Source organism: Collinsella sp. BG-O-102 (genome assembly GCF_023656745.1).
Lineage (GTDB): Bacteria > Actinomycetota > Coriobacteriia > Coriobacteriales > Coriobacteriaceae > Collinsella.
The window spans coordinates 1-13,368 of the sequence record NZ_JAMOKO010000012.1; the positions used below are offsets into that span (position 1 = coordinate 1).

Here is a 13,368-nt window from a genome sequence, read left to right on the forward strand (position 1 = left end):
GGCCTACCTCGTGTACTATCGGGACGGGCGCATCAAGAAGTCCCTCGAGTGGCTCAGCCCGATGGAGTACCGCAGGAAGCTTGGATACGCCTAGGCGCGGTCCAAGAAATCGTCCGCACCCCCCCGTCGTAGAGTTTTGCGAGCTCTATAGCGTTTCTAAGATCACCGTCAAACGTGCGATTGAGCAGATTACCGAGGAGGGCTTGATCACCAGTCGGCGCGGATCGGGCACCTACGTCAAGGACACAGCGGGGCTTCCCGGCCAGGTGTTTTTCCAAGGCAAGAATGACCGCGCCCAAGGCTTTTCGTACGAGCATCGCGGGGAGAAAGTGACCTCGGTGGTCTACGATTTCTCGATCGTCAATCCGCCGGCAGAGGTTGCAACCCAGCTGGGAATGGCCGAGGATGACTTCGCCTATCACATCGTGCGCGTGCGCCAGGTCGACGAGAAGCCCATCGTCATCGAGTACACCTATATGCCGCTCGAACTGATCCCGGGCCTTAAAAAGAAGGACCTGTACGGATCGGTCTACGGCTTTATCCGCGAGCAATGCGGGCTGAAGATTTCGAGCTTCCATCGCACCATCCGCGCCGTCGCGGCAACTGAGGAAGAGGCTGAGCGCCTGGATACCAAACCCGGCTCTCCCTTGCTCGAACTCAACCAGATTGGCTTCTTGGATAGCGGCACCGCGTTTGAATATTCTATCTCGCACAACGTAGGCGACCGCTTTGAGCTGCACAACGTAACGCTGGCCTAGCTTTGTTATCCGGTGGGTGCTCGTTTTGAGTCGTCTTACGCGGCGCCCGCACAACCTTATGGGAGTATGCACATGTCCGATTTGATTAAACTCACGCCAATCTTCCACGAGAAGATCTGGGGCGGCCGTCAACTCGAAACCGTATTTGGTTACGACATTCCCGATGGTCCCATCGGTGAGTGTTGGGCCATCTCGGCACACCCCAACGGCGACTGCCAGATCGCTGAGGGCCCGTACGCCGGTCACACGCTGTCATGGCTGTGGGCCGAGCACCGCGAGCTCTTTGGCAACTGCGAGGGCAAGGAGTTCCCGCTGCTCATTAAGATTCTGGACGCCAAGGACGACCTTTCAATCCAGATTCATCCCAACGACGAGTACGCCGCCGAGCACGAAAACGGCAGCCTGGGCAAAACCGAGTGCTGGTACGTGCTGGATTGCGAGCCCGGTGCCACGATCATCGTCGGCCAGCGCGCGCACGACCGCGCCGAGGCCGCACAGATGATCGAGGAAGGCCGTTGGGACGACATGCTCAACGTGCTGCCGATTCACAAGGGTGACTTTTTCCAGATTGATTCCGGCACTGTGCACGCCATCAAGACCGGCACGCTCATTTTGGAGACGCAGCAGTCGAGCGACGTGACGTATCGCCTGTACGACTACGACCGCCCTGGTACCGACGGAAAGCTGCGCCCACTTCACATTGAGCAGAGCCTCGACTGCATCGACTTTGATGCTCAGGCTCCGACCGACGGCACCATGACGACGCCCGAGGTCGACGGTGTGACCGAGCTCGAGTCCAACCCCTGCTACACTGTCGATCGCGTGCGCGTCGACGGCAGCAAGACCCTCGACCAGCGCTGGCCCTTCATGTGCCTGTCGGTCATCGACGGCAAAGGCACCGTCTGCGGCGACCCCGTCCACAAGGGAAGCCACCTGCTGGCCCCGAGCACCGTCAGCTCCATTGACCTCAAAGGCAAGATGGAACTGATCATCAGCCACCTGTAGGTCGCACCAACAACCCAAACGCAACAAGGGGCTCTCCCGTCCATGTGCGGGAGAGCCCCTTGCCATATCTATTTATCAGCCCACCCGGCTCTCCAGATCAAAAAGCGAACGAGCAGAGCGACGTTCGCAAGCACCGTTACCCAAGGACCTGGGCGGGCGTATAGGGCAACATCGATCGCGAGTTCCGCACGCAAAGGAGAGCACTTAATGTGCTCTCCGTCTTGCGCAGGACTGCCCGAGCAGGCGATGTTGCCCTATACGCCCGCCCAGGTCCGCCAGGATCACGACAGCTTGACGATCGGCGCGAAGCCCTTCATCAGCTTTTTGGTCTGACCGGTCTTTTCGAATTGAACCTCGATCATGTCTCCGGCGACCGAGATCACGGTACCCGTGCCAAAGGTCTTGTGGCTCACGGTATCGCCTGCGGCAAAGTCCTGCGATGCGCTGGCGCGATCAACCTTGCGCTCCACCGTCGGGGACACCTTGGACGAGGGCTTTTTGGCTCGCGGTGCGCCCGAGCCAAAGGTCGAGGCAACACGGCCAGCGTCGGGCGAGACCCCACGATGGCGCTCGGTCCCGTAGCTGCTGCCACCAAAGAAATCGTCAAAGCTCGATCCGCCGCGCGAACCGGAACCGCCAGTCGAGCGCGTATGCGAACCAAATACCTTGCCGCCGTACATATCCGAACCCATGCCCGAGCCAAAGGTGCCGTGACGGTCGCCGCGCTTCTCCCAACCCGTGCCTTCAAAACCGGCAGAACCGATACCGCTAAACTCGATATCCTCAAACGGAATCTCGTTGAGGAAGCGCGAGCGCGGGTTGGCAGAGGTCGAGCCGTAGGTGCGACGCGTGGCCGCATAGGTCAGGAACAGGCGCTTACGGGCACGCGTGATGGCGACGTAGGCCAGGCGACGCTCCTCCTCGAGCTTACCCGGGTCATCGCTGCCGCCAAAGTCGTGCACGTGCGGGAAGATGCCCTCCTCCATGCCGGCCACGAACACCGCCGGGAACTCCAGGCCCTTGGCGGAGTGGATGGTCATCATGGTAATGGCATGCGTCTCGCCGGCCAGGGAATCCAAGTCGGAGCGCAGGGCCAGCCACTCCATGAGTGCCGGTAGCGCCTTACAGGTGAGCGGACCATAGGTGCGCTCAATCTCGTCGGCATGCACGGCACCCGCCGGCATCCCCGTCGGCGCGGCATACGCGTTGCCCGCGATGGCGGCGGCCAGGGCATCCTGCGGCGAGAGCGCCGGGGCGGCTAGTCTATCGAGCGGATTGGAACCTGCAGCATCGCGCGCGCCGACGAGTGCCTCAAACGAGGATGCCGGGGCGGACGGCCCCGGTTCGGGCGCGGGCGCGCTCACCACGACGGGCTCGGGCTCGGCGCCGGCAGGAACGTCGGCAACACCGGCTGCGCGCAGCTCTTCCAAGCTCTCGAGCGTACCTTCGATATCCTCATGCGTCTCCTCAAATTCGGCAGCGACACCCAGGAATTCCTGGATGTTCTCGGCGCGGCTCTCGGACTCCATGGTGCCCTCGGCGCGAAACGCCTGCAGCAGGCCCGTCTTATCGACGATCATCTCGACGACGTCCTTGAGCTCGCCGTCCATGCGCCGGCCCTCGCGCACCAGCGCCACAAAGCTCGACAGGCCGTTGCGCACCTTGGCGCTAAACATGCCCGTCTCGGCCGTCGCAATCTCACAGGCTTGGAAGAACGAGCAGCGGTTGTCGCGTGACAGCTGCTCAATCTTTTGAATCGAGGTGGAGCCGATGCCGCGGCGCGGCGTGTTGATGACGCGCTTGACGCTCATCTCGTCGGCCGGGTTCACGATCATCTTGAGGTAGGCCATGACGTCGCGGATCTCGGCACGGTCGAAGAATCGCGTGCCGCCGACGATCTTGTAGGGCACGCCCGCGCGCAGGAACATATCTTCGAGGATACGCGACTGGGCGTTGGTGCGATAGAACACAGCGATGTCGTCGTAGCTCGTGCCCTTGGAGTGCAGTTTCTCGATCTCACCGGCAATCCAGCGGCCCTCGTCGCGCTCGTCGCTCGCCTGGAAGGCCTGGATCTTCTCGCCATCGCCCTCGGCCGTAAACAGGCGCTTGTCCTTGCGCTGCGAGTTGTGACGAACAACGGCATTGGCGGCGCTCAGGATGTGACCCGTGGAGCGGTAGTTCTGCTCCAGCTTGACGGTCTTGCAGTTTTTAAAGTCCTTCTCAAAGTCCAGGATGTTGGTGATGTCGGCGCCGCGCCAGCTATAAATGGACTGGTCATCGTCGCCTACGACCATGAGATTTTGGTACTTGGCGGCCAATAGGTTAGCGATCTCGTACTGGACGTGGTTGGTGTCCTGATACTCGTCGACGCTAATGTAGCGGAAGCGCTCCTGGTACTTGTCGAGCACCTCGGGGCGGGTGCGCAGCAGCTCGAGCGTGCGCACGAGCAGGTCGTCGAAGTCCATCGCGTTGGCGGCGCGCAGGCGGCGCTCCAGCTCCATATAGACCTGTGCGGCCTTTTTGTCGTTGGGGCTGTCGGCGGATTTGAGCATGTCCTCGGGGCCGATCATGGCGTTTTTGGCCGAGCTGATCTTGCTGCGAATCATGTTGATGGGGAACTGCTTTTGCTCGATGCCGAACGCCTGCATAATGTCGCGCACCATGCGCTTGGAATCGTCGTCATCGTAGATGGTGAACTGACCGGTGTAGCCCAGCAGATCGGCGTCCTCGCGCAGCATGCGCACACACATGGCATGGAAGGTGCACACCCACATGCCACGGGTACCGCTGGGAATAAGTGCCGCCAGACGCTCGCGCATCTCGGCCGCGGCCTTGTTGGTAAACGTGATGGCAAGGATCTGCCAGGGCTTAACACCCAGGTCGCCGAGCATATGGGCGATGCGGAAGGTCAGGACGCGGGTCTTGCCCGAGCCAGCACCGGCAAGGACCAGCAACGGACCCTCGGTCGTCAGGACGGCCTCGCGCTGGGCGGGGTTAAGGCTGTCGATGTCGACGAGCGGCTTAGCGGGCTTGGGTGCCGGTGCGGGAGCATCGTAGATGTCGAGCGGGACGAGCTCGGGCTCCGGCGCAGCGGGGGCAGTGTATGCATCAAGCGGCACGGGTTCCGGCGCGGGCGGCACGGGTACCGCGGCATTCTTTTCCCAGGGCAAGGGCTGGGTCATGGGCGACTCCTCATCTGACGGACGGCGCGCCTGCGGGCAGCGCCATAGTTTGAGCCGTACCAGTATACCGAGCCGCGCGGACACCGACGCAAATCACACCACGACTCCGCGCGCTGCCATCGAGCCCGCCCCAGCGGATTTGGCGCAATGGGGGCAGGTTAGTCTGCACCATGTTGCTGCAAAGTAACCTGACCCCAATGCACCAATCACGGAGTCACCGATGTCATGGCAACGGTAGCGAGCGGCTGCCAGAGCGAACAAATTGACATGAAAAGAGGGCGGCATAGACCTTTTGGTCATGCCACCCTCTTTGAATGACAGGTTGTCGCTCTGGCCGCCGCGCGGCATCAACCGAGTTACAGACCGAGCATGGGCTCCAGGACAAAGAAGTACGCAAGCACCACAATACCCAGGATGATGCGGTAGACGCCGAAGCACTTAAAGTCGTGACGGCGGACGAAGCCCATGAGCCACTTGATGGCGATGAGCGAAACCACAAAGGCCACAACGCAGCCCACGCCCAAGATAGCGACCTCGTTGGCGCCGAACGTGCCGCCCTTGATGAAGTATTTGACCAGCTTGAGTGCACTCGCGCCAAACATGACAGGGATGGCCAGGAAGAACGTAAACTTGGACGCCACCGAACGCGTACAGCCCAAAAGCAGGCCGCCGATGATGGTAGAACCGGAGCGAGACGTACCAGGCACCAGCGAAAGCACCTGGAAGCAGCCGATACCCAGCGCAGTCTTCCAGCTCAGGTCCTCGAGCGTGGCGATGGAGCCAAAGTCCAGATTCTCGTCATCGTCCTCATCCTCAGCGGTAGCCGCGGCGGGCGCCGCAAAGTGCGCACCGGCGGGACGTCCACCCGACACCACAGCACGCGAGCCAAACGAACCGGCAACGGCCATTTCCTCGCGCTTGCTCGCGCGCCAGTTCTCGATCACGATAAACAGCACGCCGTACACAATGAGCGCCAGCGCCACGACGGGAGCATTGTAGAAATGCTCCTCCATCCAGTCGTTAAGCGGCAGACCGATCGCCGCGGCGGGAATGCAGCCGAGCACAATCTTGCCCCACAGCACCCAGGTGTCGCGACGGCCCTCCTTGCCCTTGCTGGGCGAGAACGGATTGAGCTCATGGAAGAACAGCACACAGACGGCCAGAATGGCGCCGAGCTGAATCACGACCAGGAACATATTCCAGAACGTCTCGCTCACGTTCATCTTGACGAACTCGTCCACCAAGATCATGTGACCGGTCGACGAAACAGGCAGCCATTCGGTGATGCCCTCGACCAGGCCCATGAAGGCAGATTTTAGAAGCTCGATAATATCCAAAGGGACCCCCTCGTTAGACACCCGCCGATATTGTTCTGCGGACGGTGCGGGCGATGTCCCATTATCAACCGTTCGGGCGCGTCTACGCCTACCCTTACCAAAAAACTCGCCCGTTCACAGAATTGCGAGCGGTCAAACCCAAATCCTTGGGTATAACTGCAACAAGATAAAGTGTCCGGCGGCCAACGCGCCCGCGCCCGCCCGATGCACGAGCCCCGCGCCCGTGCGATAGACCAAGGAGGAAACCATGAACGAGGGCTACACCAAGGTATTTGTTTCACTCGACGGTACTGAGCAGCAGGATTTTGTGCTCGCACGCGCCATCAAGGTCGCCGCGAACAACGGCGCCAAGCTAATCATCGGCCACGTTATCGATTCCACGGCGCTCGAGAGCGCCGGTTCCTATCCGGTCGATCTGGTCAACGGCCTAGAGGAGGCATTTAAGAACTCCATCGCCAAGCAGCTCGAAGAGGCCAAGGCCAATCCCGATATTCCCGAGGTCGAGGTCATGATTCGCGCCGGCCGTATTCGCGAGACGCTCAAGGACGAGATGCTCGACGTGGTTAAGCCCGACCTGGTGCTCTGCGGCGCCCGCGGCCTGTCCTCGATCAAGTATGCGCTGCTGGGTTCGATTTCGACGTTCCTGCTGCGCAATACGGACTGCGACATCTTGGTCGTGAAGTAGCAAACGTACGCCTAACGCATCGCGGAGCGCAAGCCCACGTGCCCAAGTCTTCCAAGAGCGGGACCACCATTACGGTGGCCCCGCTTTGCTTTAGGCTGAGAATTGCTCCAGAACCCTCATTCTCTCAACGGAATCCGTCTGAATTTTCAGAGCGACCCGACCCAAATCTCCGGTTGCAGAGGCAAGTTCTGCAAGCTGGGCAGACACCTCTTCAGCCACTTCCGCCGCGATGTTCTTGATCATCTTGAGTGGCAGATGCAAATCTTGAGACATGAATTCGAAATCTTCAGGAGTCACCCCATCGATCACCCGGTGATCCCCAATATCAATCCCAAGATTATGGTCGTATCCCATTATCGTCGTGCAAACAATATCGTATGCAGGGGCCAACCTCTTTTCCCGCCAACTCGGACTATAAAGAAACGAATGGTTCTTGAGATGCGAGTCGCAATTCCCCAACGCATAATCGACCATTACCTGACGAGCGAACATTTGAGTATCAGCAATTACGTTAGACGATTGCTCTCTTATCAATCGGCCGCAAAGAGCCATATAGCAGCTATCGGGACGTGTCTCGTATTTCATATACGAAGGCCAGCCAACCGCTTGGCAAAAATCCTCCTGATGCAGCCTCAGAGGCACATCGAATCCGCTCATCGACGGCGGCTCATTGCTCCAGATTCTGTCATAACGCTCGGAAAAGAACGCACCAGGAATCGTATCCGAAGCTTCTGAACGGGCAATTTCAAGCCCAGCAGCAGACGCTGCCGTCATGCAAATTAATTCGTTGAACGGCAAATCCGGATGTTTAGTTGAAGCAATCTTGACTATGTGAGTCGAGGGGGCAGAGCCGAGCGGCAGCATCCAATCCCCCGACCCGGCCTTTTTTGCATCTTTACCGCGCGGTAAAAACCAACCGGTTTTAGACTGAGCGCCCGCCAACGACAGCCTCGAATCCTGCATATCATTTGCAATCTCAAACACTTCCGCCTTAGAAAGTGCCTCAAAATCCTCGTCTTGCAGAGGACGATAGCCCGGATCGTAGCTCGATTTCTCATCGCCGAGAAACCTCAAGGCACCAACGCACTCATCGCCCAAACGCTCGAGCATCGATAAATAGTCTGACTGGGGGATTTGAAAACGCATCGACAGCTCATGCCGAACCGGGCCCTCGGGAAGCATGCCCGAAAAGAAGGCCGAAAACTCATTGCTGGCATATGGCTCATGTCGCAAGGGAAGAGAAGCTGAGAGTGCGGCAGCATCGTCGCGTTCAAGATATCCCTCATCATATGCAAACGTCTCGTTTACGGGGTCGGCCCTCTCAAATTCTCCGACCAGCTCAAACGTTCCCCGATACTCACGATAAACCTTTAATGCCATGAGCCGTCGCCCCTCTCCCTCAGGATCAAATCGACCCCCAAGCTGTTAGCGATTTGAAGGGTTTGGCGAAGATTGGCACCCGCCTTTCCACGCTCAAGCTCGCTCACAAAGCGCAAACTGCACTGGTTGAAATCAGCCACATCGCGTTGGGTATAACCGAGCTTCTTCCGGCGCTCACGCAAATATGCACCGAGTTCAGCTGGGTCAAAAATCGTTCGCTCATTCCAGTCTTGCATGCTAATCCCCTATGATTATCCCAAACGGGATAATCATAGCACATCATGATGGAATTATCCCGTTTGGGATAATTGTCTTAACGTGAATGACGCTCCGGGACGTTACACCGCGACGACTACTCAAAGTATTGGAATTTGTTGGTCGAGAAGGCAAACGTGACGACGAAGCCTTCGCCGGGCTCGGATGCCGCGGTGACATCGATACCCATCTTGGAGCACAGACGCGCCACCAGGTAGAGGCCAATGCCCGTTGCGCGCTTGGTGGTGCGGCCGTTATCGCCGGTAAAGCCCTTCTCGAACACGCGCGGCAGGTCGGCCGCGCTCACGCCGCAGCCGTTGTCCGCGACGGTGAGCTCGATGCGTTCGCTCGCCAGGCCCTCGTCCAGCAACGCGCCCGAAAACACGATCTTTGCGCCGTCCTCGCGCGCATATTTAATGCTGTTCTGAATGAGCTGGCCCAGAATAAACTCGAGCCACTTCTCGTCGGTAAAGACCTCAAAGTCGAGGTTCTCGCACACCGGGGCCACGTGCGCCGCGATGAGCTCGCGCGCGTTGGCCTTAATCGCGCCCGTCACCAAGGTCTTGAGATCCCAGCGGCGAATCAGGTAGTCGCGCTCCACGACTTCCGAACGCGCGTAGTACAGCGCCTGGTCGATATAGCGCTCCACGCGAGCCAACTCACGGCCCAGGTCATCCACACGAGACAGGTCGTCTTCGCTGCCATCCAGGTTTTCCAAAATTAGATGAGCCGCCGCCAGGGGCAGTTTGGCCTCGTGGACCCAGCTCTCGATATAGTCGCGATAGTCATCGGTCTGACGCCGGCCTTCGGCAACCTCGTCGCAAGCGGCTTTGCCCACCCGGCGCAAGACCTCGTACTCGAGCTCGCCCTCGGCATAGGTCGGGCATTGCACCATCTCCTGCACCCATGCGGGGCTCTCGAGCTCCTCGGCCGCGCGCTCCAGCTGACGCAGAAAACGGCGGCGACGCGCGTACTCGACCACGATGCCGAGCATACCAAAGATAAAGGACACGCCGACCGCCACGACCACGATAGAGACGGGTGCACCGGCAACCGTCAGCACAAAGCAGCTCAGCAGCACACCGCACGTCCACACGGCGACGGGAAGCAGCGCATCTTTAAAGAACTTGCCAAACGACATAGCCGGCCCCTAGACCGAATAGCCTTGGCCGCGATGCGTGGTCAAATACCCCTTGATGCCGATTTTTTCGAGCGTGGTGCGCAGGCGGTTGATGTTGACGGTGAGCGTATTGTCGTCCACGAAGGCGTCGGAGTCCCACAGGTCCTGCATGATGGCCGAGCGCGAAACGATCTTGCCCGCGCGGCTCAGAAGCAGCGAGAGGATACGCAGCTCGTTTTTGGTGAGCTCGGTGCTGGTGCCCGTTTGCGTGTTGGTGACCATTGAGCGGGCGAGGTCGAGCTCCAGCCCCTTGTGGACAAGTGTGCTGCGCTCGCCTGACGCCGCGGTGCGACGCAGCAGTGCGTTGATGCGCGCCACAAGCACACGGGCGCTGTAAGGCTTGGGAACAAAGTCGTCCGCGCCGAGCGTCATGGCCATAACCTCGTCGATCTCGGTCGTGCGCGACGTGAGAACGATGATGGGAACCTCGGATTCGCGGCGAACCTCGTGGCAGATATGCTGGCCGTCCTTGACGGGAAGCGTGAGGTCGAGCAGCACCAGGTCGGGCACGGCGGCGAGAATATCGCGCGAGACATGCTCAAACGATTCGCAGGCCTCGACTTCAAACCCGGCGCGGGCAAGGATGTCGACAAGCTCACGACGAATGGGCTCGTCGTCCTCAACGATATAGATCAGCGCCATTGATTCCGCTCCCCTCTTGGTTGTCTTGTCCCATTATGACCGCAAAGCTGCAGGTACACGCCTCGCGCGGTGCCAGGTGACAGAACTGTTCGCGAGCGGGGGCGTTTTGTCCGCCTCGCACTCGCAGCGGTGGCGGGGACCAAAATGATTCTTTAATCCCCGTCCCAGAAAAATCATTTAGCGGCGGGCGCGGAGCTTTTCGTAGCCTTCGGCGAAGAAGGCGACCGTGGCGGCGTCGGCCTCGGCGGCGTCCGTCTCGGTTGCGGGGACCACACCGTGCTCGTCGCTCACCAGGAACAAGGCGCCCTTGAGCTGAGCGGGGATGTCTACGCGCGTGACTGGGATGCCCTTGGTCTGGGCCAGCTGCTCAATGAGCGTCGCCGTGCCACACAGGCACTCGTCCGCCGGCGCCACAAAGACCAGCTCACCGTCGTTGACGGCAGCGAGCAGCTCGGGCGCCACGCCGGTCTCGTCGGCCTCGGAGCGGGCCTCGGCGGAGCGGGCACGCAGCGCCTTGGCCGACGTATCGGCGAGCGGCTCGTACTCCCCCACCGTCATGGCGGCGTTGCCGTTGATGTCGATCACCAGCATGAGCACGCCGTCGCGTGCGGTGTAATCGCCCTCGGCAAGCGACCACTCAACGTGCTGTTTGGCCCAGCTGAGCATGTTATGGGTGAGTGGCTCGCCCTGCACCAGGCGCTCAGACAGCGCGCGGATGTGACGGTTGAGCATGGGTACCTTTTTGTTGGACATGCGCCAACGGCAGACAAGCGCGGGCTTGTCGAGCGTAAACTTCTCGACCGCCTCCTGATTGGCGCAAAAGTCCTCGTACGCACGCTGATCCTCGGCATTGCCAAACAGCTCGGCATCATCCACAACGGCCATATCCAACCTTTCTCAAAAACATACACCGCACCGTTATACCCAAAAAAGCCGCCCGCACCAACCGGCACGGACGGCAATAGATAGCTTTAGTTCGGGGCGAGCCAATACCGCTGGTGGAGCACAAGCCAGCGAGCCGGACCCAAGTGCCTCAGGTCGCCGCGAAAGAGGAGCGACGCGTACTTCTGTACGCGAGCGACGGTTTGAGCGGCGAGATGAGGTGCTTGGGGCCGGCGCAGCGTCGAGCAGTTACGCGGTTTGGTAAAACCGCGTAACGATATTAGTGCCTAAAGTGGCGAGCCCCTGTGAAGACCATCGCAATACCATGCTCGTTGCAGGCCTGGACGCTCTCGTCGTCGCGCTTGGAGCCGCCAGGCTGGATGATGCAGGTCACGCCGTGCGCGGCAAGCACGTCGACGTTGTCGCGGAACGGGAAGAACGCGTCGCTTGCACAGGCAAAGCCGCCCTTCTCCACGCCCTCGCGCTCGCAGAAGTCCTCGGCGCGCTCGCAGGCAAGCAGTGCAGAGTCAACGCGGTTGGGCTGACCCGGGCCCATGCCAATGCCGGCCTTACCCTTGGAGACCAGGATGGCGTTGGACTTGACGCCCTTGCAGACCTTCCAGGCAAACTCGAGCTCGGCCATCTCGGCGTCGGTGGGCTTGCGGTCGGTGGGGAACGTAAAGGTCGCAGGATCCTCGGTCACGTGGTCGACCTCCTGCACCAGCATGCCGCCGTCGACGGAGCGCAGCTCCACCTGGGCGCCGTGGTCCACGCCGCCGGTGGCCAGCACGCGCAGGTTGGGGCGCTTGGCCATGCGCTCGAGCGCCTCGGCAGTGTAGCTCGGAGCGATGATAACCTCGACGAACTGCTTGTTCTGATCGGCAAAGTGCTCAACCAGCTCATAGGGAACCTCGCGGTTGCAGGCGATGATGCCGCCGAAGGCGCTCTTGGGATCGCAGGCGAAGGCGCGGTCGTAGGCGGCCGTGATGTCCTCGGCCACGGCGGAGCCGCAGGGGTTCTGATGCTTGAGGATCACGCAGGCCGGCTCGTCGAACTCGCGGACCAGGTTCCAAGCGGCGTCGGCATCCAGATAGTTGTTGTAGCTGAGCGGCTTGCCCTGGATCTGCTCGGAGCCCACGAGCGGGAACTGCGAGCTCGCGGTATTCTCGCAGCCCTCGGCAAAGCGATAGACCGTGGCCTTCTGCTGAGGATTCTCGCCATAGCGCAGGTCGTCGACCTTCTCCAGCGAGATCTCGAGCTTGGCAGAGGTGTCCGCCACGTCGCTTGCCTGGGCGGCGAGCCAACGGGAGATAGCCGTGTCGTAGGCGGCGGTGGTCTGGTAGACCTTCACCTGCAGACGACGACGGGTAGAAAGCGTGGTGCAGCCACCGGTCTCGTGCATCTCGGCCAGGACGGCATCATAGTCGGCCGGGTCGGAGATAACGGTAACGCTCGCGGCGTTCTTGGCGGCAGAGCGCAGCATGGAGGGGCCACCGATGTCGATGTGCTCGATGGCATCCGCGAAGGTGACCTCGGGGTTGGCGACGGTCTTCTCGAACTCGTACAGGTTGACGACGACCAGGTCGATCAGCTTAATGCCGTGCTGAGCAGCCTCCTGCATGTGCTGCTCGGAATCGCGGCGGGCCAGCAGCGCGCCGTGAACCTTGGGATGCAGCGTCTTGACGCGGCCGTCCATCATCTCGGGATAGCCCGTGAACTCCTCGATGGGGGTTACGGGAACGCCCGCGTCCTCGATGGCACGAGCCGTGCCGCCCGTAGAGATGATCTCGACGCCAAAGTCGTCAACCAGCGTCCGTGCGAAATCGACGACGCCCGTCTTATCGGTAACCGAGATCAACGCGCGTGCGATCTTCACATCAGATCCCATGCAGTCCTCCTGTCTGGTACGCCGCCGTGCTCTGTGAGTCGGTGATACGTCGATCTGCAGCGCTCGCGCAGCGGCATTGAAAATACTGATTCAATGTAGCGCATCGAGCGCATCGATGCACCCCGCAACGGGCGCATATGCAGAAAAAGTTTGCGAGCGGAGGGGATGGGCACG

The 13,368-nt window shown here is 60.5% G+C and carries 11 protein-coding genes; 3 read left to right on the forward strand and 8 right to left on the reverse strand.

Annotated elements, in window-relative coordinates; all coding sequences use genetic code 11:
* Nucleotides 1–80 precede the first annotated feature (80 nt).
* Both NBH09_RS07030 and NBH09_RS07035 read left to right on the forward strand, forming a co-directional pair.
* The gene (locus NBH09_RS07030; protein ID WP_250787534.1) at nucleotides 81–758 is read left to right on the forward strand and encodes a GntR family transcriptional regulator; all 678 of its coding nucleotides are present in this window, start codon (nucleotides 81–83) and stop codon (nucleotides 756–758) included.
* 72 nt (nucleotides 759–830) lie between these two features.
* Nucleotides 831–1,763, forward strand: coding sequence for a type I phosphomannose isomerase catalytic subunit (locus NBH09_RS07035; protein WP_502799836.1), 933 nt, complete (start codon nucleotides 831–833; stop codon nucleotides 1,761–1,763).
* Between the two features lie 281 nt (nucleotides 1,764–2,044).
* On the opposite strand, the gene NBH09_RS07040 is transcribed toward NBH09_RS07035, so the two are convergent.
* Both NBH09_RS07040 and NBH09_RS07045 read right to left on the reverse strand, forming a co-directional pair.
* Nucleotides 2,045–4,945, reverse strand: coding sequence for an ATP-dependent helicase (locus NBH09_RS07040; RefSeq protein WP_250787537.1), 2,901 nt, complete (start codon nucleotides 4,943–4,945; stop codon nucleotides 2,045–2,047).
* A gap of 356 nt (nucleotides 4,946–5,301) precedes the next feature.
* Nucleotides 5,302–6,282, reverse strand: coding sequence for an undecaprenyl-diphosphate phosphatase (locus tag NBH09_RS07045; protein WP_055310402.1), 981 nt, complete (start codon nucleotides 6,280–6,282; stop codon nucleotides 5,302–5,304).
* Nucleotides 6,283–6,529: 247 nt separating this feature from the next.
* Here NBH09_RS07045 and NBH09_RS07050 point away from each other — a divergent pair, with 247 nt between their 5' ends.
* Complete coding sequence (locus tag NBH09_RS07050) at nucleotides 6,530–6,967, forward strand: universal stress protein (protein ID WP_006235921.1); 438 nt, start codon at nucleotides 6,530–6,532, stop codon at nucleotides 6,965–6,967.
* A gap of 90 nt (nucleotides 6,968–7,057) precedes the next feature.
* Here the strand turns inward: NBH09_RS07050 and NBH09_RS07055 are convergent, their stop codons facing one another.
* The 6 genes from NBH09_RS07055 to purH all read right to left on the reverse strand — a co-directional run bounded on the left by NBH09_RS07055 (nucleotide 7,058) and on the right by purH (nucleotide 13,194).
* Nucleotides 7,058–8,347, reverse strand: coding sequence for a HipA domain-containing protein (locus NBH09_RS07055; RefSeq protein ID WP_138374526.1), 1,290 nt, complete (start codon nucleotides 8,345–8,347; stop codon nucleotides 7,058–7,060).
* A complete protein-coding gene (locus NBH09_RS07060) occupies nucleotides 8,338–8,583 on the reverse strand; it encodes a helix-turn-helix domain-containing protein (protein WP_138374527.1) in 246 nt (81 codons plus the stop codon). The genes NBH09_RS07055 and NBH09_RS07060 overlap by 10 nt, the downstream gene beginning before the upstream one ends.
* 116 nt (nucleotides 8,584–8,699) lie before the next feature.
* Nucleotides 8,700–9,743: a sensor histidine kinase gene (locus tag NBH09_RS07065; protein ID WP_138374528.1), complete on the reverse strand. Its 1,044-nt coding sequence runs from the start codon at nucleotides 9,741–9,743 to the stop codon at nucleotides 8,700–8,702.
* A gap of 9 nt (nucleotides 9,744–9,752) precedes the next feature.
* On the reverse strand, nucleotides 9,753–10,424 hold the full coding sequence (locus tag NBH09_RS07070; RefSeq protein ID WP_138113373.1) for a response regulator transcription factor: 672 nt from the start codon (nucleotides 10,422–10,424) through the stop codon (nucleotides 9,753–9,755).
* A gap of 177 nt (nucleotides 10,425–10,601) precedes the next feature.
* Nucleotides 10,602–11,309 carry a hypothetical protein gene (locus NBH09_RS07075; RefSeq protein ID WP_250787539.1) on the reverse strand — a complete coding sequence of 236 codons (708 nt, stop codon included), beginning with the start codon at nucleotides 11,307–11,309 and terminating at the stop codon, nucleotides 10,602–10,604.
* A gap of 277 nt (nucleotides 11,310–11,586) precedes the next feature.
* Nucleotides 11,587–13,194 carry a bifunctional phosphoribosylaminoimidazolecarboxamide formyltransferase/IMP cyclohydrolase gene (gene purH / locus NBH09_RS07080; RefSeq protein ID WP_250787541.1) on the reverse strand — a complete coding sequence of 536 codons (1,608 nt, stop codon included), beginning with the start codon at nucleotides 13,192–13,194 and terminating at the stop codon, nucleotides 11,587–11,589.
* Nucleotides 13,195–13,368 lie beyond the last annotated feature (174 nt).

Coding starts and splice junctions, on each gene's coding strand:
- NBH09_RS07035 (WP_502799836.1), top strand. CDS start 831: ATGTCCGATTTGATTAAACTCACGCCAATCTTCCACGAGAAGATCTGG.
- NBH09_RS07040 (WP_250787537.1), bottom strand. CDS start 4,945: ATGACCCAGCCCTTGCCCTGGGAAAAGAATGCCGCGGTACCCGTGCCG.
- NBH09_RS07050 (WP_006235921.1), top strand. CDS start 6,530: ATGAACGAGGGCTACACCAAGGTATTTGTTTCACTCGACGGTACTGAG.
- NBH09_RS07055 (WP_138374526.1), bottom strand. CDS start 8,347: ATGGCATTAAAGGTTTATCGTGAGTATCGGGGAACGTTTGAGCTGGTC.
- NBH09_RS07060 (WP_138374527.1), bottom strand. CDS start 8,583: ATGCAAGACTGGAATGAGCGAACGATTTTTGACCCAGCTGAACTCGGT.
- NBH09_RS07065 (WP_138374528.1), bottom strand. CDS start 9,743: ATGTCGTTTGGCAAGTTCTTTAAAGATGCGCTGCTTCCCGTCGCCGTG.
- NBH09_RS07070 (WP_138113373.1), bottom strand. CDS start 10,424: ATGGCGCTGATCTATATCGTTGAGGACGACGAGCCCATTCGTCGTGAG.
- NBH09_RS07075 (WP_250787539.1), bottom strand. CDS start 11,309: ATGGCCGTTGTGGATGATGCCGAGCTGTTTGGCAATGCCGAGGATCAG.
- purH (WP_250787541.1), bottom strand. CDS start 13,194: ATGGGATCTGATGTGAAGATCGCACGCGCGTTGATCTCGGTTACCGAT.